Raw genomic sequence first — 20,258 nt, 5'->3', positions numbered from 1 at the left:
GCCCGTGGTCGGCTGAATTGTTCTGACGGCCCTGCCTACTCGACGGACTTGCGGCGGGCCGTGGAGACGGCATAGAGGCTGATACCGGCCGCCACTGAGGCGTTAAGGGACTCGACCGAGCTGGAGATGGGGATGGAGGCCAGGGCATCACAGCTTTCACTGACCAGGCGGCTCAGCCCCTTGCCTTCGGAACCCAGAACCACGATCAGGGGGTCGGTTTCAAAGCCGGTCTCACCGACGATTGCCTGGCCTTCGCCTGCCAGACCAACGGCATAGTAGCCGCGCTCCTTGAGTCCCTGGATGGCCTTGGTCAGATTGACCACCCTGGCTACGGGCATATGGGCTGCCGCCCCGGCCGATACCTTCCAGGCGGCTGCGGTGACCGAGGCGCTGCGCCGTTCGGGCAGGATGACACCTGAAGCCCCGAAGGCGGCGGCAGATCGGATTACGGCTCCCAGGTTCTGGGGGTCTGTCACACCGTCCAGAGCGATGAAGAGCGGACGGGCGTTGACCCTTGCGGCTCCGCTGGCCTTGCTCAGGGCGGAGGCGTGCTTCTCGGCCCTGTCCACCAGCTCCTGCAGGGAGGAGTACTGGTAGGGCTGCACCTTGAGGACCACACCCTGGTGGTTGCTGGACCGGGCGATCCGGTTCATTTCAAGGCGATCGGCCTCAAGGAGGTTCAGGCCCTCCTGCCCGGCCAGGCGGACGATCTCCCGGGTTCGGTCGTCGTGTTCCATGCGCGCAGCCAGGTAGAGTTGGCTGGCCGGTACCCCTACACGCAGGGCCTCAAGTACGGCATTCCGGCCGATGACCAGGTCATCGGAATCCGAGGTGAATCGGTCGGCACGGCGCCGCGCTGCCAGGCGAGGGTCCGCAGCCTGGCGGCGCTGGGCCGCCTGCTTGGCCTTGTATGCCTTGTGATATACGCGATCCTCGGCCTTGGGGGTGGGCCCCTTGCCTCGAAGCTTGTTGCGGTGCTTGCCGCCCGAACCCTTGGTCGGGCCTTTCTTCATAGCCATGTTCTCCATATTAGGGGCAGGCTGGAACCTGCCGGTCCCGTGCAGAGTCTCAACCCAGGGCAGGGCCTCAGGGGTGCAGTGGTCACTTGTGCATCCTGAAGGCGAGTGCATGCTCCTCTGCATGCATACGCCTTCAAGTGGGCTTGAAGTCAAACGAGTGAGTCGAAAACGGGGAATCCGCCCCGCTCCTGGCACCTGGGAGGGTCAGGGATGGGAATCAGCTGGAGACGTCGGCCTTGTAGAAGTCGACATAGGAACGCGAGGGGGTGGGGCCCCGCTGACCCTGGTAGTGGGAGCCGTTGTGCTTTGACCCATAGGGGAATTCGCTGCCCGAAGTGAGCTCGAAGAAGCACATCTGTCCGATTTTCATCCCCGGCCACAGTTTCACCGGCAGGTTGCTGACGTTCGACAGCTCCAAGGTGATATGCCCCTCGAAGCCGGGATCGATGAAGCCGGCCGTGGAATGGGTGAGGATGCCGAGACGCCCCAGCGAACTCTTGCCTTCCAGGCGGGCGGCCAGGGTGGAGTCGATTTTTATGTACTCCCAGGTTGAGCCCAGTATGAACTCACCGGGGTGGAGAATCCAGGGATCGCCCTGGCGCACTTCGAACTGCTCGGTCAGTGCACCCTGGTCTTCGGCCGGATCCACATAGGTGTACTCGTGATTGTTGAAGACGCGGAAGTACTTATCGAGACGAACATCAATACTGGCAGGCTGGACCATTTGCGGTGTCCATGGGTCCAGGGCGAGGTGCCCTTCATCATGGGCTTTCAATATGTCACGGTCGCTGAGCAGCATGTGCCTGTTCTCCTTTTGCAATTCACTCTTAAGCCGATGCCTCTACAATACTGAGATGTTGCGAGATGCGTGAGCATGAGCCATGTATCAGTCTACAGTGCCGGGAGTTGGGTCTGATTCCTGGGGCGCTTTGGCGGTAACCTGCGTACTGCATGCCGGGGCTCGGTAGGCCCTGATTCCGGGTTGTCAGCACTTTTTCAGGTAATCCCATCGTCTTCCCAAGGTCTCCGGTGTTTACTGTAATTGTCGGCAGTTAGTACCGCCGATCGGATGTCATTACGACATTTGCATAACTGATTTCCCTTTCTTCTCTCTGACCCGGCGGACCCAACTCCCGCCGGGTCTCTCTTATATGCGGTCCGTCGTTCTAGCTGGGAAGTTCCATCCTGCCGATTATGCCCGTTTCCTGTCGGACACGTATCGTTGCCCCAATCCCTGCCTGCTCGTGGCGCGTTCGTTTTCCTCATGTCGGAAGGTATGAAAAAGGCCCCGTCCGTTATGGCAATGACGGGGCCTTTCAAAGGGGGAGGGGAGTGGCGGTTACGTCTCCGGCGGCTGAGGGAAGAGGGGGATATTACGATGCCGAAGGCATACCCACCGATGCTTCCTCCCCGGTATACATGGCCAACTCCGCGACAGGGGTTAGTGGGCGGTATTGGGGTACCGCCCACGTCCTGGTCGTGGCGCTGACCAAATCCTGATATTGGTGTTCGTGGGAAGTCTTGTTGTTCTTGGTTACTGGTTCTTGGGGGCCTTGGAAGACATGTTCCGATGGAAGATCAGAACAATGACCAGGGCCAGGGCCGCTGTCAGGCCCATTACCCAGAACATGTTGGCCGCCTGGGCCGGAGCGCCGGGCTCAACGCCAAGGAAGCCGCGTGAACCGAAGCTCTGGTTGGACATCAGCCCGCTGTATACGGCCATACCGATGGAGGCAGAGGTGTTCATCATCAGGTCGCCGATGCCGATGCCGCGTCCGTTCTGGTCCACCGGCAGGGTGGCCGAGAAGGAGTCGTAGAGCGGGGTGTACGACATGGTGATACCTGCGATGAAGACGCATGCCAGGGCGGTCAGGGTCCAGAAACCGGAGGAGATGAAGATGGCCGAGCCGATGCTGCCCACAATCATCAGTGCCGCCGAGAGGACCAGCATGGGGAGCCTGCCGATGGTCGAGAGAATCGAGCCGGACACGCAACCCACCAGGGTGGCCACCAGGTAGACGATGGTCAGGCAGATCGAGACCTGCTTCAGTGAGATCTGGTAGATCTGGTCACCGATCACGTTGTAGATCGGCACGCAGGCGAAGTTGAAGAAGTAGAAGACGAAGAGGGCCAGGAGCACCGACATGTAGGCCCCGTTGGTCACGAACTTCCGGCTCAGGAAGGGGTTGCTGCCCTTCCAGACATAGACCGCGAAGACGGCGATCAGGATGGCCAGCACAGCCAGCATCCAGGCGGCCGGGAAGGAGAAGTAGATGGCCACGAACCCGGCGATCAAGGCGAAGAGGGCGATGCCGAACGCATCGATCCGCTCTCCCTTGACGCTGGTGTCGGGGGTGTTCTTCAGGACCTGGGGAATGAGCAGGACGGAGATCAGGGGGACCAGGAAGAGGTACTTCCAGTCGATGGAGGTGATCAGGCCACCTGCGAAGATGCCCACGGCCGATGAGGCGTAGTAGACGGCGTTGAAAACACCCAGATAGAAGGCGCGCTCCTTGTCGCTCAGGTACTTCATGGCCATGACCAGGAAGACCGAGCCTGCCACCTGGCCGCCTGCGGTCTGGATCATGCGGGCCAGGACCACGGCCCAGAAGTTAGAGGCGCCAAAGAAGCCGAGGAGGCTGCCGATGATCAGGGCACCGACCCCGAAGAGGGTCATCTTTCGGGGGGAGATGTAATCGCAGAGTGTCCCGTAGAGCATGCAGACCACACCCAGGACGATGCCGGGCAGGGTGCTGATGAGGGAGGCATTCGCGGACATTCCAAGGGAGTCGCCTACGTTCTGGAAGACCAGGTTGAAGGCCTGGATCATCAGGGTGCCCAGGAGGAAGATGGTCAGGAGGGCGGGCAGGGCGCGCTTGGTCCTGACCCTGTTCTCATCGGCTTCGGTGGTGTTCACCGTTTCGGCTGTTTCGCTCATCGTTTCCCTTTTCATCGTTCGGTCGTCTGGCCGGTTGCCAAGGACATCAGTCGTTCCATGAACTGGCTGGTGAAGCGCTCGGCATCCACCGAGAGGGCCACCTTGGTGTTCTTGGTCTTGTCTGTGAGGCGGTTGGGGTCGCCGATGGTCCGGGCCCGCTGCGGCCCTTCGGTCTCCACCATCAGGTTGGTGGCGAAGGTGGTGACCAGGCTGGGGTCAATGGCGACGGCCGCGGCAAGAGGATCATGCAGGTTGCACCCGCCGAGGAAGACTCCCTCCTCCTGCTCGGTGATGTTGATGTAGTAGTCGGTCATGTCGGCCAGGAACCGCCCGATTGCGGTGCCTGTACCGCGCAGGGATTCGGTGTCTTCGCGGCTCATCTGCACCTGGGTGGTCACGTCCAATCCGACCATGGTGATGTCGGCCGTGGTGGCGAAGACCTTGTTGGCGGCCTCGGGGTCCTGGTTGATGTTGGCCTCGGCGAAGGGGCCTACGTTGCCGGGCTGGGTCAGGCTGCCGCCCATCAGGACGATTCTGATCTTATCGACGATGTCAGGGGCCTTTTCCAGAGCGGCGGCGATGGTGGTCAGGGCACCGGTGGGAACGATGGCCAGCTCCTCCTTGGGGTAGCGTCGGACCGATTCGATGATGAAGTCGACGGAGCTCTCCTCCTGGGCCTTCCGGTCGGAGTGTGCCGGGATTTCGATGTTGCCGGTTCCATTGGCGCCGTGGAAGATTTCGGAATCCGGGGGCACGGAGAAGGAATCCGCGGTGCTGGGGTGGTCTATGCCCTTGAAAACGGGGACGTCGTCGCGCCCGTACATGGCCAGTAGGTTCAGGTCGTTGGCTACACCCTGCTCGACGACCACGTTGCCGTAGGTGCCGGTGATGCCGATCAGCTCGGCCTCTGGCGATGCCAGCACATAAGAGAGTGCCAAGGTGTCGTCGATACCCGTATCAAGGTCCAGGATGATTTTCCTGGGCGTCTCTTTGGTTGCTGCCACGGTTGCTTCCTTCCGAGGCGGGCGGACCCAAGTCGTCCCCCCGCTTGTCCTCATTGCTCGACTTTCCTGGCTTGGCTTCCGTATGGTTCGCGCTAATAACCGCAAAAGGTATAACGTTTCACCAAAACTGCTTGTTGATAAACTACTAGGGGTCGAAACTCTTGTCAATCTCGGGGCCTGTACGTTCGCCCAAAGGAATGAATCGTAACGCTTCCGGGCAGGTGAGGGCGGTTTGGCAACGGGGCCGGGAAAAACGCTCTTCATCATGCCGTCTGGTCGACGAGGTTTGAAGTTCCGGGATACTGGGATAATGCAACCATGACTCTTGCAACCCCCGAACGGTATGCGCAGATGCTGGATGCGGCCAGAAGCGGTTCCTACGCCTATCCGGCCATCAACGTGACCAGTACCCAGACCCTCAATGCTGCCTTGGAGGGGTTTGCCGAGGCGGAGTCGGATGGCATCATCCAGGTTTCGGTCGGCGGCGCGTCCTACCTGTCGGGGCGAAACCTTGCCGATCGGGTGGTCGGCTCGATTGCCTTTGCCAGATTCGCCAAGGAGGTGATCGACCAGTACCCCGGTATCACCGTGGCGCTTCACACCGATCACTGTGCCCCTCAATACCTGGACGAGTGGGTCCGTCCCCTCCTCGCCTACGAAAAGGACCAGGTGGCTCGCGGTCAGGATCCGCTCTTCCAGTCGCATATGTGGGACGGTTCATCCTTGCCCCTGGGGCAGAACCTGAACATCGCCAAGGAGCTGTTGGAGGACTCCCGGGCCGCCCATACGATTCTGGAAATAGAGGTGGGTACCGTCGGTGGTGAGGAGGACGGTCACTCCGCGGCAATTGACGAGCGTCTCTATTCCTCTCCTGACGACGGGCTGAGAGTGGTCGACGAGTTGGGGCTGGGTGAGCGGGGTCGGTACATGGTGGCCTTCACCTTCGGCAATGTGCATGGGGCCTACAAGCCTGGCGTGGTCAAGCTCCGACCCGACCTGTTGGGAGAGATCCAGAACCGCACCGCCCGTGCCGTCGGTGCCGGTCGGGTCCCTTCTCCGGGCCCCGGGGTTCCCGGTGACAAGCCCTTCCTTCTGGTCTTCCACGGTGGTTCCGGGTCCGAGCCTGCTGACATCGCCAGGGCTGTCTCCTATGGAGTGGTCAAGATGAATATCGACACCGATACCCAGTACGCCTTCACCAGGGCCATCGCCGGGCATATGTTTGCCAACTACGACAAGGTCCTCAAGATCGATGGTGAGGTCGGTGCCAAGAACGAGTACGACCCCCGGTCCTGGGGCCGGGAGGGCGAAGACCGCATGGCGGCCCGCGTGGTCGAGGCCTGTCGGAGGCTGGGCAGCGCCGGCCGTGCCCTGAAGTAGTCGAGAGGGTTCCCTGCAAACACTCGGATGATGTGGGCCGGAGAGAGTTGGCTCACGGATGATGCCCGCTTGGCAGAGTAGGAACCCCCGTGGGAGACACCCGTCCCACTGTTGCACTCAGGGTTGTGGCCCTTGATGAATTTCCCTGTGGGGCCAGGCTTTGACACTGTCCGGTCAGCTCCATACGTCGGGATAGGCTCGTGTGTGGATGGTCCGCCCTTGCTCCTGAGGGAGGCCGCTGGAAAAGGAGCGTGTCGTATGCCTGGAATCGTGATTGTCGGAGCCCAGTGGGGTGACGAGGGCAAAGGCAAGGCAACGGATCTCATTGGCGAACGCATGGACTATGTCGCCAGGTTCAACGGCGGCAACAACGCTGGTCACACCGTGGTCGTGGGTGATCAGGAGTATGACCTCCACCTCCTCCCCTCCGGTATCATCCACCCTTCCATCACGCCGGTCATCGGCAACGGGGTGGTCGTGGATCCCAAGGCCCTCTTCGAGGAGGTTGACGGGCTGGAATCGCGTGGAGTGGACTGCAGCCGCCTTCGTGTCAGCGAGTCCGCCCATGTCATCGCCCCCTATGACCGTACTTTGGACAAGGTGACCGAGCGATTCCTGGGCAAACGCAGAATCGGCACCACCGGTCGCGGCATAGGCCCGACCTATGCCGACAAGATCAACCGTGTGGGCATTCGCGTCCATGACCTCTTCAATCCGGACCACCTGCGCGACAAGGTCGAGGCCAGCCTCCACCAGAAGAACCAGATGCTGGTCAAGCTCTACAACCGGCGGGCCATCGATATCGATGCCACCGTGGATGAGCTGAGCGGGTACGCTGAACGCCTGCGTCCTTACGTGGCCAATATCTCGCTGATCCTCAACAAGGCCCTGGATGAGGGTAGGAACGTGCTGTTCGAGGGTGGGCAGGCCACCATGCTGGATGTGGACCATGGCACCTATCCCTTCGTCACCTCTTCCAACTGCACGGCCGGGGGCGCCTGCACCGGCACCGGTGTCGGTCCCACCAGGATCGACCGGGTGGTCGGTGTGGCCAAGGCCTATGTGACCCGTGTGGGCGAGGGTCCCTTCCCCACCGAACTCGACAATGAACAGGGCGAGTGGCTGCGTAGGCAGGGTCACGAGTTCGGGGTCACCACTGGCCGCCCGCGCCGCTGCGGCTGGTTCGATGCCCTGGTCTCCCGCTATGCGGTTCAGATCAACGGTTTGACTGACATCGTGCTGACCAAGCTGGATGTCCTCTCCGGTCTGGAGACCATTCCCGTCTGCGTCGGATATGACGTGACCCGGGCCGATGGCTCTCGGGTCCGTGTCGACGAGATGCCCACCGACCAGGCCGAGTTCCAGTCCGCGCAGCCGGTCTATGAGGAGCTTCCGGGTTGGCGGGAGGATATTTCCGGAGCCCGCAGCTTCGATGACTTCCCCACCAGGGCCAAGGACTATGTCCGCCATCTTGAGGACCTTTCCGGTTGCCGCATCTCGGCCATCGGTTCGGGTCCCGGTCGCGACCAGATCGTACAGATTCACTCCCTGTGCTGACATGACGCCGGGATACGGCAGGTCGCCGGAGTCCGCAGATTGCGGAGGGGGTTGCGGGATGCACCCGAGTCCAGGAACGGGACCTGCCTCCATGCCCTATTCGACAGCCTTTCCCGAAGCGCTGGGAACCGGCATCATCATCAATACCTCCAAGCCGGTCGGGTCTGAGCTCCGTGCCGGACTGGGGCGGCTGATTGACACCTATGAATCATCCCTGTCCAGGTTTCGGGATGATTCCATCCTGGCGGACATGGCCCGAGCGAAGCGGGGCGGCAATTTCCGGTTCCCCGAATACTGCCAGGGCCTGTTCGACCTCTACGATTGCCTGTACCTCGCCACGGGGGGTGCTCTGGACCCGGCTGTTGGAGCTGATCTTGCGCGGTTGGGATATGGAAGGGATATGACCTTCCGCTTGAGCGCTGATGCGGTCGACCATCTCGGGCGAATCAAGGGCAGGTCCACCTGGGGGGATGATGTTGAGCGCGATGGTGTGATTCTGCGGACCAGGGGGCCGGTTCAGCTGGACTTTGGAGCCCTGGGCAAGGGGTACCTGGTGGACCTCCTGGCTGATGTGCTCAACCGGACCGACGATGCCGAAGGTGTGGGAGACTACCTGATTGATGCCGGGGGTGATATGCGTATCCAGGCCCCTGGAGCGGTCTCCATTGCCATGGAGGATCCCGATGACCTGACCAGGGCGGTCGGAGTCATCAGGATGACAACCGGTTCTCTTGGCGCCTCGGCCCCCAGCAGGCGGAAATGGACCGTCCCCCGAGGGGGCGATGAGGAGGAGGGGCTGATGGCCCTCCACCATATCCTCAACGCTGTCGATGGTATGCCTGTCCGCCGTGTCAAGGCCACCTGGGTGGTGGTGGTGGGGCAGGAGGACCGTTCGGGGAATCAAGGTCAGGAACTGGGCGACCCCCGGGATAATCGCCTGGCGAAACTGTATCCGACCGCGCTGGCGGACGGTTTATCCACGGCCCTCTTCCTGGTTGGACCCAATGGTCTGGCTGAACGGTTCCCTTTTGCCTGTGCCGGGCTCGATGATTCCCGTCATGCCGTGGTTTCCAAAGGATTCCCAGGCGCATTTTTCGTGGGGTGAGCTGCGGCTAGGGATGTACTCATGCCAGTGGGTAAACCGATTCCGGCGCTTCGTGCGGGCGTGAGCGGTTTCCGTTCCGCATTTGATAGTCGATATTTATCGATGTCCAAACAATGAGTCGCATGGTGCTCGCCCGGCCACGCCGCGAGTAAGGTGGACGCAAAAGATGTATTAGTCGGTTGACCCTGGCGAAGGACAAAATCCGGAGTCGGAGCCAATGAGCAATGTCCGCTGAATAAGAACTAATCAAGTAGTCAAGTAATGTTTCGCGATCCCTGGCCGCAATGGGTGGACCAGAAGGACCGTTTATAAAGGAGTAAAGCTAATGGCAGCACAGATCTGGTATGAGAAGGATGGGGATCTCTCGGTTCTGGAAGGCAAGAAGGTGGCCATCATCGGCTACGGTTCTCAGGGACATGCTCACGCGCTGAACCTGCGCGACTCCGGCGTCGACGTGGTTGTAGGCCTGCGTCCCAACTCCAAGTCGGTTGAGTTCGCCAAGGAGCAGGGTCTGGAAGTCAAGACCGTGGCGGATGCCACCAAGGAAGCCGACATCATCATGATCCTGGCTCCTGATCAGTACCAGCGCACCATCTGGAGCGAGGAGATCGAGCCCAACATCAAGGAGGGTGCGGCCGTCGGCTTCGCCCACGGGTTCAACATCCACTACGGGTATATCAAGCCAACCGCCGACCATCCCGTCTTCATGGTCGCCCCCAAGGGCCCGGGCCACATGGTCCGTCGCGAGTACGTGGCCGGCCGTGGCGTGCCGGTGGTGGTGGCCGTGGAGCAGGATCCCCGCGGTGACGGCTGGGATATCACCCTGGCCTACGCCAAGGCCATGGGCGCCCTGCGTGCAGGTGCCATCAAGACCACCTTCAAGGAGGAGACCGAGACCGATCTCTTCGGTGAGCAGGATGTGCTCATGGGTGGCGTCAACCACCTGGTCGAGACCGGTTTCGAAGTGCTGACCGAGGCCGGCTACCAGCCTGAAATCGCCTACTTCGAGGTCTGCCACGAATTGAAGATGCTGGTCGATCTGATGAACGAGGGTGGTCTGAACAAGGCACGTTGGTCCTGCTCCGACACCGCCCAGTATGGCGACTTCACCTCGACCGTGGTCGACGAGTCCACCAAGGATCGCATGCGGTACCAGCTCAAGCGCATCCAGGACGGCTCCTTCGCCAAGGAGTTCATTGACGACCAGGATGCCGGGGCACCCAAGTTCAAGGAGCTGCAGGAGAAGTTCTCCCACGAGAAGATCGAGGAGGTCGGTCCCAAGCTGCGCGCCATGTTCTCCTGGAACAAGGACGTCAAGGATGCCGACGAGGCCCAGTCCTTCACCGGCAAGATCGCCCGTTCCCAGGTTCAGTGATCCTGCGGGCCTGAGGGCCCCGAATCACGACCGGACAGGAACCGCCCCACGAATGAGCTTCTGCTCAACGTGGGGCGGTTCCATTTGCGTAAGGCGCGCTCGCGACCCTGCGCAGGAGGGGGTCAGTCGGCGGATCCGGCCCCTGAAAGGTCCATGTCCGCCAGCTTGACGATTTTGGTGTGGTTGATGAACTTGTAGCCCAGGTAGAGCGCAAGGACCAGAACCACACTGAAGTAGGTCATGCCCAGGTGCGACCAGTCCAGGCTGGCCATGGAGGGGATGTCCTGCCCGGCAATGACGACCAGGCAGAGCACCATTGCCAGGATGGGACCCAGAGGGTAGAGCTTGGAGTGGTACTTGAGCTCGCTCAAATCATGCCCTTGCAGTTTGAACGCCCGGCGGAAGCGGTAGTGGCTCAGGGCTATGCCGATCCAGGCGATGAATCCGGTCAGGCCCGTTGCCGTCACCAGCCACATATAGAAGGTCTGCCCGAAGATGCTGGAGGCGAAGGTGGCCAGGGACATGCAGACGGTGGCCACAAGGGCGGCCATGGGAATGCCCCGCCTGGTGGTCCTGGCAAAGATCCTGGGGGCGTAGTGGTCCTTGGCCAGTCCGTAGAGCATGCGGCTTGAGGCATAGGCGCCCGTGTTGACGGCCGAGAGGATGGAGGTCAGGACCACGGCGTTCATGATGCTGGCTGCTGAGGCGAGTCCTGCCCGTTGGAAGACCAGGGTGAAGGGTGACATGGCGATGTTGCCTTCTGATGCTCCGAGGAGGTGGGGGCTGGTGTAGGGGATCAGGGACGCGATGACGAAGATGGAGAGGATATAGAAGAGGAGAATCCGCCAGAACACCTCGTTTATGGCCTTGGGAACAGCCTTGCCGGGGTCCTCCGATTCGCCGGCGGTGACCCCCACCACCTCGGTGCCCTGGAAAGAGTATCCGGCTATCAGGAAGACGCCCATGATCGCGGGGAAGCCGCCCACGAAGGGGGCATCCTTGTAGGTGAAGTTGTGCAGGCCCACAGCAGGCTGGAACATGATGCCGAGAATCATGGCGAAGCCGATGACCAGGAAGACGATGATGGTGGCGACCTTGATCAGGGAGAGCCAGAATTCCGTCTCCCCGAAGGCCGAGACGGCCAGGGCGTTGATGAGGAAGACGACGACCAGGACCAGGAGGCTCCAGATCCAGCCCGGTGTATCGGGCAGCCAGTACTGAATCAGGAGCGCGGCGGTCGAAATGTCAACAGCTCCGGAGATGGTCCAGTTCAGCCAGTAGTCCCAGCCCATGGCGAAGCCTAGGGCGGGGTCCACATACCGGGCGCTATAGGTGGCGAAGGAGCCGGAGACGGGCATGTGGGTGGCCAGTTCGCCGAGGCTGGTCATCAGGAAGTAGACCATGAGGCCCATGGCTGCGTAGGCGACCAGTCCGCCGCCTGGTCCTGCCTTGGAGATGGTGGATCCGGAGGTCATGAAGAGCCCGGTGCCGATACAGCCACCCAGGGCAATCATCGATATATGGCGGGTCTTCAGATTGCGCTTGACCATGCCCTGGGACTGTCCGGTCCCCTTGCCCTTATCATCTGAAGACATTCCGTCTCCCTTTCGGGTCTATAGGCCGCATGCCCGTAAACCGAGTGCTGATTATTCTGCGCCCACCCTTCCCGCTCGCCGTCGGGGAGGGTTCAGGCTGGTCGGATTATCCGTCTGGCCGGTCCCTGATATGGATGTCACCCGCGCCCTTCCGAATCGCTCGCCTTGTGGGCACTATGGAATCGGTGGGGATGCTGATGGGGGTGGTTGCCCCAATGATCCATCAGTCTACTAGGCAGTGTGTCCCGGTCGCTGTCGTGGGTGGTCGGGAATCAGGCCCCCGTTCGGGATTCGAACTCGGGTGAAGAGGAGGTCAGGTCCATCTGGTCCAGGGGCACAATCTTGGTGTGGTGCTTGATTTTGTATCCCAGGTAGAGCGCCAGGACCAGGGGGATGCTGATGTAGGTGACTCCGATTTCCTGCCAGTTCCATGTGACGAAGGCCTCGATGTTCTGCCCCCCGATGACCACAAGGCAGAGCACCAAGGCGAGGATGGGCCCTAGGGGGAAGAGCTTGGCGTGATATTTGAGTTCACTGACCTTGTGCCCTTGGACCACCCAGGCCCTGCGGAAGCGGTAGTGGCTCAGGGCTATGCCGATCCAGGCGATGAATCCGGTCAGACCGGAGGCCGCCACCAGCCACATGTAGATGCGCTGGCCGAAGATGCTTGAGGCGAAGGTCGCCAGGGAGACCACCGTTGTGGCAGCCAGGGCCATCAGGGGAATGCCGTGACGGGTCGTCCTGCCGAATATGCGCGGTGCATAGTGCTCGTGCGCCAGGGCATAGAGCATACGGGTCGCTGCGTATGCCCCGGAGTTGGCTGCGGAGAGCACGGAGGTCAGCACGATGGCGTTCATGATGCTGGCTGCTGAGGCGAGTCCTGCCCGTTGGAAGACCAGGGTGAAGGGTGACATGGCGATGTTGCCTTCTGATGCTCCGAGGAGGTGGGGGCTGGTGTAGGGGATCAGGGCCGCGATGACGAAGATGGAGAGGATATAGAAGAGGAGAATCCGCCAGAACACATCCCGGATGGCCTTGGGGACGGCATGGCTGGGATCTTCGGACTCGCCGGCGGTGACCCCGATCAGCTCGGTGCCCTGGAAGGAGAAGCCCGCAACCAGGAAAACGCTGAGTATGGCCGGGAATCCCCCGACGAAGGGGGCGTCCTTGTAGGTGAAGTTGTGCAGTCCTGCGGCCGGGCGGTACATGATGCCGAGAATCATGGCGAAGCCGATGACCAGGAAGACGATGACCGTAAGGACCTTGATCAGGGAGAGCCAGAACTCCGTTTCCCCGAACGTCGATACGGTGAGGGCATTGATCAGGAAGATGACCACCAGCACCAGGAGGCTCCAAACCCAGCCCGGGGTGTCCGGTAGCCAGTACTGGATCAGCAAGGCCGCGGTGGAGATGTCCACAGCCACGGTGATGGCCCAGTTCAGCCAGTAGTTCCATCCCATGGCAAATCCCAGGGCGGGGTCCACGTACTTGGCGTCGTAGGTGGCGAAGGAGCCGGAGACGGGCATGTGGGTGGCCAGTTCGCCGAGGCTGGTCATCAGGAAGTAGACCATGAGGCCCATGGCTGCGTAGGCGACCAGTCCGCCGCCTGGTCCTGCCTTGGAGATGGTGGATCCGGAGGTCATGAAGAGCCCGGTGCCGATACAGCCACCCAGGGCAATCATGGAAACGTGCCGTGTCTTCAGGTTGCGCTGTACCTGATTCCCTTTGCCCTGTGCAGCTTTACGCTTCGTGGACGGGCTCTCGTGCCCGACCCTGCTGGTCGCCATAGCCTTATCTCTCCTCGACATGGTCTGAGGGCGCCATGGCGATGGCTTCCGTATGGTTCCGCAATCGTTCCGGCGGAATCTCATGAGGCAATCAGCCTGTAACAAGGTCCATAGCGCTCCGCAGCATCAAGCTGCGACAGTCCCGGGCTTCTTCAACCCGGACCCAGCGAGCCGGTCGTGTAGGACCGGGCCGCTTCGGCCGAGCCTCCTTTCGCCGAGGGTCGTCGACACCACACTGTCTGACCTCGGTTACTGTTAGGCTCGGCACCTCTTCAGTGACTTGTGATTACAGGACAGCCTAGAGCACTTCTCTGACAAGAGTCCGTACCCCCCTTATCCGGCCTCGGATCTTTACGGGACCGATACCTCACCTGTGTTGGTGCCGATGGGTCAGCTGGTAGGCCGCCAGGAGTATGGCCAGCCAGATGGGGCCGGCGATGACCGCTGGTCGGTAGCTGGGCGAGAAGCACATGAGCACCACCACGAGCGCCATGAAAGCCAAGACCATCCAGGGGGTCACCCGGGCCCAGGGGAGCTTGAAATGGAGGGCATCCAGGGCGTCTTTCCCGGTCCTGCCGGCAAGTTCGCCCGGTCCGCACCCTTCGGCGACGGCCTTACGGAAGTGCATCTCGGTCAGCATGATGATGGCCCAGTTGAGCATGGCGGCGATGGTGGCCACGCTCATCAGGTAGTTGAAGGCGAACCGGGGCCAGAGGAAGACCACCACAACGGCCAGGGCGATGACGCAGGCCGAGGTCAGAACGCCGGCATAGGGCACCCCGCCCTTGGAGAGCCGGCCCAGATATCGTGGTGCATTGCCCTGCTTCGCCAGGGAGTAAAGCATGCGGGAGTTGGAGTATAGGGCCGAGTTGTAGACGCTCATGACGGCCGTCAGGCAGACGAAGTTCAGGATACCGGCAGCGGCGTGGATGCCCACCGAATCGAAGATCTGCACAAAGGGGCTGACTACCATTCCTTGAGCGTTGGGCTTGCCGATGGCGTTCCAGGGAACGACGGCCATGATGACGCCGAGAGTAAGGATGTAGAAGACCAGTATTCTCCAAACGACGGCGTTTGTGGCCCTGGGGATGGTCTTGCGGGGGTCCGCCGTTTCTCCGGCGGTGATGCCGAGCAGCTCGGTGCCGCCGAAACTGAACATGACCACGGCCAGGGCCATGAGAAGGCCGGTCCATTGCCCGTCGGACCCCCGCTGCATCAGTCCGTTGGGGAGGAATCCTCCACCGACGGTGAACCAGTTCGAGAAGGATGCCTTGAGACCGCCTGCTGTGGGCAGGGCCAGGATGACCACGGCCAGGCCGCCGACAATCATGGCGATGATGGCCGCGATCTTGATGATGGCGAACCAGAACTCGAACTCGCCGAACTTGCTGACCCCCATCAGGTTGGCGGCCGTGATGACCACCAGGAAGAAGGCGGCGGAAACCCAGGCGGGGATGGACGGGAACCAGAAGTTGACGAAGGAACCCACCACGGAGAGCTCCACCATGGAAACCAGGACGTAGTTCAGCCAGTAGTTCCACCCCGATATGAATCCGGCCCTCTTGGACCAGTAACGGGTGGCATAGTAACTGAAGGCGCCGGATTTGGGGTCCTCCACGCTCATCTCGCTCAGGGCTCGGACGATCATGAAGATGGCCCAACCGCCAATCAGATAGGCGATGATGATGGCCGGGCCTGCCAGGGATATGGATTCTCCCGAACCATAGAAGAGTCCGGTGCCGATGGCCCCGCCCAGCGATATGAGTTGAATATGGCGGTTTTTCAGGGTTCTGCGCAGGGCTCCCTCCTGCGGGGTTGCCGGCGTATCCGTCTGCGCTGGGGGTGGGGTCTGAGTCATGTCTGGTCGCCGTTCCTTAGCTATGAAGCCATTGGTAGCCGTCAGCGTACCGGTGCTTACTGACGCGCCCACCGTATATGTCGAGGGTTGCCCCGGTCGGTGCTGTGTTTGCATAGTGGAACGGAAGGCTTGTGATTTGTGGTCATGCCGTTCACTGGTAAGCAATCGGCGCGCAACAATACCGGTATGTGTGTGCAAGGATGCGGTCCACGTTGGGCGCTCGATTCGAATGCCGGAAGTGATTCTCAACGCTGCACCTGCGGTACCGATAAGGACCGACGCGCTGATGTTCGGCGATGTGGTCGATGAAGAAGGAAGAGGAGGTGGAACCGATGGGGCAAGCCGGGAATACGCAGACCTCCGGTACCGAACAGGGTGCGGACGGATCCCGCGATCCATCCAATCAGATGGAGCGTGGATTGAGCAACCGCCATGTGCAGTTCATCGCCATTGGCGGCACAATCGGAACGGGTCTCTTTCTCGGGTCGGGTAAGTCCATCGCCCTGACCGGCCCTTCGATCATCCTGGTCTATATCGGCGTGGGCCTGGTCATGTATCTGCTCATGCGGGCCATTGGCGAACTCATGTATCGCAGCCCCAACCAACACACCTTCATCGCCTTCATCACCCGCTACCTGGGCAAGGGCTGGGGGTCCTTCGCCGGTTGGTCCTACTGGATCGTGCTGATTCTGATAGGCATGTCGGAACTGACGGCCGTGGGTACGTACTTCGTGACCTTCTTCGGCACCTTCGGTATCAACCTTGAGGCCTGGCGCGGCCTGATCGAGGTCTGCTTCCTGGCGGCCATGGTCTCCGTCAACCTGATTGCCGTCAAGGTCTTCGGCGAGACCGAGTTCTGGTTCTCAATGATCAAGATCACCCTGATTCTTGCCATGATTGTCACCGCCGTGGTCATGGTCATCGTCGGATTCCGCTACCCGGCCGTGCAGATGCCCGGTCTGGACCAGGTCAGCCCCGCAGGCCACGCCGGTCTGGATAACATACTCAACGGGCTCTCCCTGGCACCAAATGGGTGGTTGGCCTTCTTCATGAGTTTCCAGATGGTCTTCTTCGCCTACGAGATGATCGAGTTCGTGGGAGTTACGGTCTCCGAGACCCAGAACCCGCGCAAGGTCCTTCCCAAGGCCATCAACCAGATCATCATCCGCGTTCTCATCTTCTACGTCGGCGCCCTGATGGCCATCATGATGATCGTGCCCTGGCGCTCCTTCAAGCCCAACGCCGACGGGACCTTCGCCTCGCCTTTCGTCATGGTCTTCAGATACGCGGGCGTGGACTGGGCGGCGGGCCTGGTCTTCTTCGTGGTTATCACGGCAGCCTGCTCCTCCCTGAATTCCCTGCTCTATTCTGCCGGGCGTAACCTGTTCCAGCTGGCGGCAGGAGGCGGATCGCCTCTCATGCGGAGCCTGTACACAATCTCCCGCCGGGGCAGGGTGCCAGCCAGGGCCATCATCCTCTCCGGCGTCCTGATCCTGCTCTCGCCAATCCTCCACGCCCTGCCCGGTTTTGAGAACACCTTCGTCCTCTTCACTTCGGCATCCAGCGCGGTCATCATCTTCATCTACATCCTGACCCTCCTGGCCCATCACAGGTATCGAGCCAGCGACGACTTCATGCCCGACGGGTTCCTCATGCCCGCCTACAAGGTGACCGGCCCCATAGCCATCATCTTCTTCCTGGTGATCTACGTCTCCCTCTTCTTTGCCCCCGATACCCGAATCCCCGCCATCTTCGGCCTATGCTGGCTGGCGGTCTTTGGCGGCATCTGCCTGTGGAAGCATCGGAACGCGGTCGGGGTCGCAGGCTGAAACCCAGGGGTGACCGGTTGGGTCGGAGCCGCGCCGACGGCCCCGCCCGGGCAGAGGACAGGAAGAGCCCTATTGGCTGGTCCCGGCGTTGCTTAGTAGGGAAACTCATAAAAATCAAGTCTGTTTTTTCAGGCTGCCGTGCACTAGATTTGCTCTTTGATACCAAGAGAGCGCAGCGGTTTGCAGACATGGCGTGATGTACGCCGGGGGACTGTTGAGGGAGGGACCTGTTATGCGTCTTAAAGCCATGGCAAAACAAGCCTTGGCAGTAACGGGTTCCCTCCTGGCCTGCCTGCTGACTGTCCTGGCCGTATCCGCTTCCGGCCTTCTTCCTGTTCACACAGCTCTTGCCGCCGACAAGGCCTCTGGCTATGACACCTGGACCGATGTGTCCACAGCCATGGCCGAGGAACTGGATTCCGGACGTGAAGCCTACGCCCGTGGTGATAATGCGGGTGCAGCCTCGGACTTCATGGCGGCCTACAACTCTGTGTATGTGGCTTCCAATTTTGTAACGGCCACGGCCTCCACATTGGGGCAGGACCGTCGTTCCAATCTGGATCAGCGGTTCCAATCCCTCCAGTCACAGGCCTATGCACCAGGCAACCAAGGGCGGATCGATCAGGATACGCAGGCCCTGAAAGCCGATTTGGCCGATACTGCCGCCCAGCTCGACGCCAATGGTTCGCTGGCCAAGCCGAGGCAGTATGCCAAGGCCCAGGAGGAGCAGATCAAGGCGGACCGGAAACGTCTGGATGCCGCCAAGAAGCACAAGAACAAGGGCAAGGGCGACAAGACCTGGACCCAGGTGGCCGGTGAGATGACTCCCATCCTGGACCAGGCCTACAGGGCAGCGGCCGATGGCAGGGGTCAGGAGGGCTCCGATCTGGTCAACAAGGCCTACTACCAGTATTACGAAAAGCTGGGCTTCGAGAAGAACGTCATGAACGCCATCGGCGGTAGCCGGGTCTCGCAGGTGGAGTACCAGTTCAAGGAAACCCGCATGGCCATGGTCGGCGGGGAGTCACCGAAGAAGGTCAAGGGGTTGGTTGACGACCTCAAGGGAATGCTGGTCACTGATGCGGGCATCCTGGATGGAGGGGCGGCCGACAGCGTCAACAAATGGACCACCTTCCTGACCTCGGCCTTCGGTCAGGCCTTCATTGTTCTCCTCCGTGAGGGTCTTGAGGCCATCCTGGTTGTGGCCGCCATCATCGCCTACCTGGTCAAGTCCGGTTACAAGAGCAAGATTCGATACATATACTGGGGCATCCTTGCCGGTCTGGCCGGGAGCGGCCTGGTGGCCATCCTCTTCACCCTCCTCTTCAACGGAAACGGTCCTGAGCAGGAGATTCTGGAAGGCGTGGTCGCCCTGGTTGCCATGGTCATGCTGCTCTATACCAGCAACTGGATGCTCTCCAAATCCTCGGTGGACTCCTGGAACAGGTACATCAAGAACAAGACCGTGACCGCCATATCCCAGGGCAGTGTCATATCCCTGGCCCTTCTCTCCTTCCTGGCCGTCTTCAGGGAGGGAGCTGAAACGGTCATGTTCTACCAGGCCATCTTCGCCATGGCTCCCAGCGGCAGCAAGGAGATATGGACCGGATTTGCAGCTGCTGCTGTGGTGCTGGTCATCATCTTTGTCCTGATTCGGTTCACCTCGGTCAAGATACCCATCAGGCCCTTCTTCGTCATCACCAGTGCCTTGATGGCCATCATGGTGGTCATCTTCGCGGGCGGCGGTGTCCACGCCCTGATTGAGGGCGATCTGGTGCCGGCCACCTACCTGCCGGGCGTGCCGACCAGCGACTGGATAGGGCTTTATCCCTATGTGCAGTCCATCGGTGCCCAGGTCCTGGCACTGGTTGTGGTCATTGTCTTCGCCGTCATTTCGATTATCAGGAAGAACCGGAAGGAGTCGGTCCGGCAGTCCGATCAGGACGACTGAGGCCCTTGCCGCGACCTGCCCGGCACATACAAGACTCATGCCAATGAGACAGTCAGAAACCGAACGAACAAAGGAAAGAAAATGAAGAAGAGGAAATTCGCAGCCCTGGCTGCCCTGGTGCTCTCCGGAACACTGGTCCTGGCCGGTTGCGGTGGGGGCAAGAACGAGGGGGCCAAGGAAGCCCCCGCCCCCGATACAACCGCCAATTCCAAGTCGGAAGGCGACAAGGAAGACAGCAAGGGCGCAGGATTTGAAGAGATTCCGATTCCGCCCGATGATCAGCAGAAGGGACCGCTGAACATCGGCACCGTCTTCTTCCAGCCCATCGATATGGAGCCTGCCTCCATGGGCCTCAAGGCAGCGGATGCCAGCCTTCACCTGGAAGCCGATATCCATGCCCTGGCCGACAACAACCTGGGCTATGCCAAGGGTGAGTTCGTTCCCGACCTGACCGTCAACTACACGATTGAGAACAAGAACGACCCCAACGACAAGCAGTCCGGCACCTTCATGCAGATGAATGCCTCGGACGGCCCTCACTACGGTGCCAACATCAAGATGGACAAGGCTGGATCCTACAAGCTGACCTACTCCATCGAGTCCCCCGAAAAGAAGGGGTGGATGCTCCACGTCGATCCCGAGACCGGGGTCAAGGACCACTTCTGGACCGAGCCCATCGTGGTCAGCTGGGATTGGGACTACACGCCTCACCAGTGGTGATATGAGGGCTGGGTCGATCTGAGCCCCGGCAATGGGGTGCAGTTCGACCGGCCTGAAAAGCGGAAGGCGGCATACGGGCGCAGCGAGGATTGATTGGGCCCTGTATGCCGCTTCGTGCGATTAGCATGGTCGGGTGGGTG

At 60.9% G+C, this 20,258-nt stretch carries 14 protein-coding genes and 1 riboswitch; of the genes, 7 read left to right on the top strand and 7 right to left on the bottom strand.

The window, feature by feature from the left end:
* Positions 1 to 35: 35 nt before the first annotated feature.
* The 4 genes from rlmB to bcor_RS06960 form a co-directional block, all read right to left on the bottom strand.
* Entirely contained in the window at positions 36 to 1,019 is a 984-nt protein-coding gene (gene rlmB / locus bcor_RS06975; protein ID WP_033491245.1) for a 23S rRNA (guanosine(2251)-2'-O)-methyltransferase RlmB, read from the bottom strand.
* Between the two features lie 217 nt (positions 1,020 to 1,236).
* Positions 1,237 to 1,818, bottom strand: a complete 582-nt coding sequence (gene dcd / locus bcor_RS06970; RefSeq protein ID WP_033491059.1) for a dCTP deaminase — start codon at positions 1,816 to 1,818, stop codon at positions 1,237 to 1,239.
* Between the two features lie 735 nt (positions 1,819 to 2,553).
* Complete coding sequence (locus tag bcor_RS06965; protein ID WP_033498469.1) at positions 2,554 to 3,957, bottom strand: MFS transporter; 1,404 nt, start codon at positions 3,955 to 3,957, stop codon at positions 2,554 to 2,556.
* An 11-nt stretch (positions 3,958 to 3,968) separates the two neighbouring features.
* Positions 3,969 to 4,961 carry a nucleoside hydrolase gene (locus bcor_RS06960; protein ID WP_033498467.1) on the bottom strand — a complete coding sequence of 331 codons (993 nt, stop codon included), beginning with the start codon at positions 4,959 to 4,961 and terminating at the stop codon, positions 3,969 to 3,971.
* Positions 4,962 to 5,279: 318 nt separating this feature from the next.
* Here bcor_RS06960 and fbaA point away from each other — a divergent pair, with 318 nt between their 5' ends.
* The 4 genes from fbaA to ilvC all read left to right on the top strand — a co-directional run bounded on the left by fbaA (position 5,280) and on the right by ilvC (position 10,378).
* Positions 5,280 to 6,341, top strand: a complete 1,062-nt coding sequence (gene fbaA / locus bcor_RS06955) for a class II fructose-bisphosphate aldolase (protein ID WP_033491066.1) — start codon at positions 5,280 to 5,282, stop codon at positions 6,339 to 6,341.
* A 258-nt stretch (positions 6,342 to 6,599) separates the two neighbouring features.
* A complete protein-coding gene (locus bcor_RS06950) occupies positions 6,600 to 7,898 on the top strand; it encodes an adenylosuccinate synthase (protein ID WP_033498466.1) in 1,299 nt (432 codons plus the stop codon).
* 91 nt (positions 7,899 to 7,989) lie between these two features.
* Positions 7,990 to 9,003, top strand: a complete 1,014-nt coding sequence (locus bcor_RS06945; protein WP_051875747.1) for an FAD:protein FMN transferase — start codon at positions 7,990 to 7,992, stop codon at positions 9,001 to 9,003.
* A gap of 271 nt (positions 9,004 to 9,274) precedes the next feature.
* A complete protein-coding gene (ilvC, locus tag bcor_RS06940; RefSeq protein ID WP_274518307.1) occupies positions 9,275 to 10,378 on the top strand; it encodes a ketol-acid reductoisomerase in 1,104 nt (367 codons plus the stop codon).
* 122 nt (positions 10,379 to 10,500) lie between these two features.
* Here the strand turns inward: ilvC and bcor_RS06935 are convergent, their stop codons facing one another.
* The 3 genes from bcor_RS06935 to bcor_RS06925 form a co-directional block, all read right to left on the bottom strand.
* Positions 10,501 to 11,973: an amino acid permease gene (locus bcor_RS06935; RefSeq protein ID WP_038459332.1), complete on the bottom strand. Its 1,473-nt coding sequence runs from the start codon at positions 11,971 to 11,973 to the stop codon at positions 10,501 to 10,503.
* Positions 11,974 to 12,245: 272 nt separating this feature from the next.
* Complete coding sequence (locus tag bcor_RS06930; RefSeq protein WP_038459329.1) at positions 12,246 to 13,760, bottom strand: amino acid permease; 1,515 nt, start codon at positions 13,758 to 13,760, stop codon at positions 12,246 to 12,248.
* A gap of 103 nt (positions 13,761 to 13,863) precedes the next feature.
* Positions 13,864 to 14,041, bottom strand: a riboswitch (Lysine riboswitch).
* 86 nt (positions 14,042 to 14,127) lie between these two features.
* Positions 14,128 to 15,618, bottom strand: a complete 1,491-nt coding sequence (locus tag bcor_RS06925; RefSeq protein WP_033498435.1) for an amino acid permease — start codon at positions 15,616 to 15,618, stop codon at positions 14,128 to 14,130.
* Positions 15,619 to 15,923: 305 nt separating this feature from the next.
* Between bcor_RS06925 and bcor_RS06920 the strand changes: the two genes are divergently transcribed.
* The 3 genes from bcor_RS06920 to bcor_RS06910 all read left to right on the top strand — a co-directional run bounded on the left by bcor_RS06920 (position 15,924) and on the right by bcor_RS06910 (position 20,118).
* Positions 15,924 to 17,447 (top strand): amino acid permease, encoded by a 1,524-nt coding sequence (locus bcor_RS06920; protein WP_238548549.1) that lies wholly within the window; start codon positions 15,924 to 15,926, stop codon positions 17,445 to 17,447.
* A gap of 232 nt (positions 17,448 to 17,679) precedes the next feature.
* The gene (locus bcor_RS06915; protein WP_033498434.1) at positions 17,680 to 19,398 is read left to right on the top strand and encodes an FTR1 family iron permease; all 1,719 of its coding nucleotides are present in this window, start codon (positions 17,680 to 17,682) and stop codon (positions 19,396 to 19,398) included.
* Positions 19,399 to 19,479: 81 nt separating this feature from the next.
* Positions 19,480 to 20,118: an iron transporter gene (locus bcor_RS06910; protein ID WP_033498432.1), complete on the top strand. Its 639-nt coding sequence runs from the start codon at positions 19,480 to 19,482 to the stop codon at positions 20,116 to 20,118.
* The last annotated feature ends 140 nt before the right edge of the window (positions 20,119 to 20,258 follow it).

Source organism: Bifidobacterium coryneforme (assembly GCF_000737865.1).
GTDB classification, from domain to species: Bacteria; Actinomycetota; Actinomycetes; order Actinomycetales; family Bifidobacteriaceae; genus Bombiscardovia; species Bombiscardovia coryneformis.
Note: the sequence above shows the minus strand (reverse complement) of the source record. Positions and strands in the feature narration are given on the sequence as shown.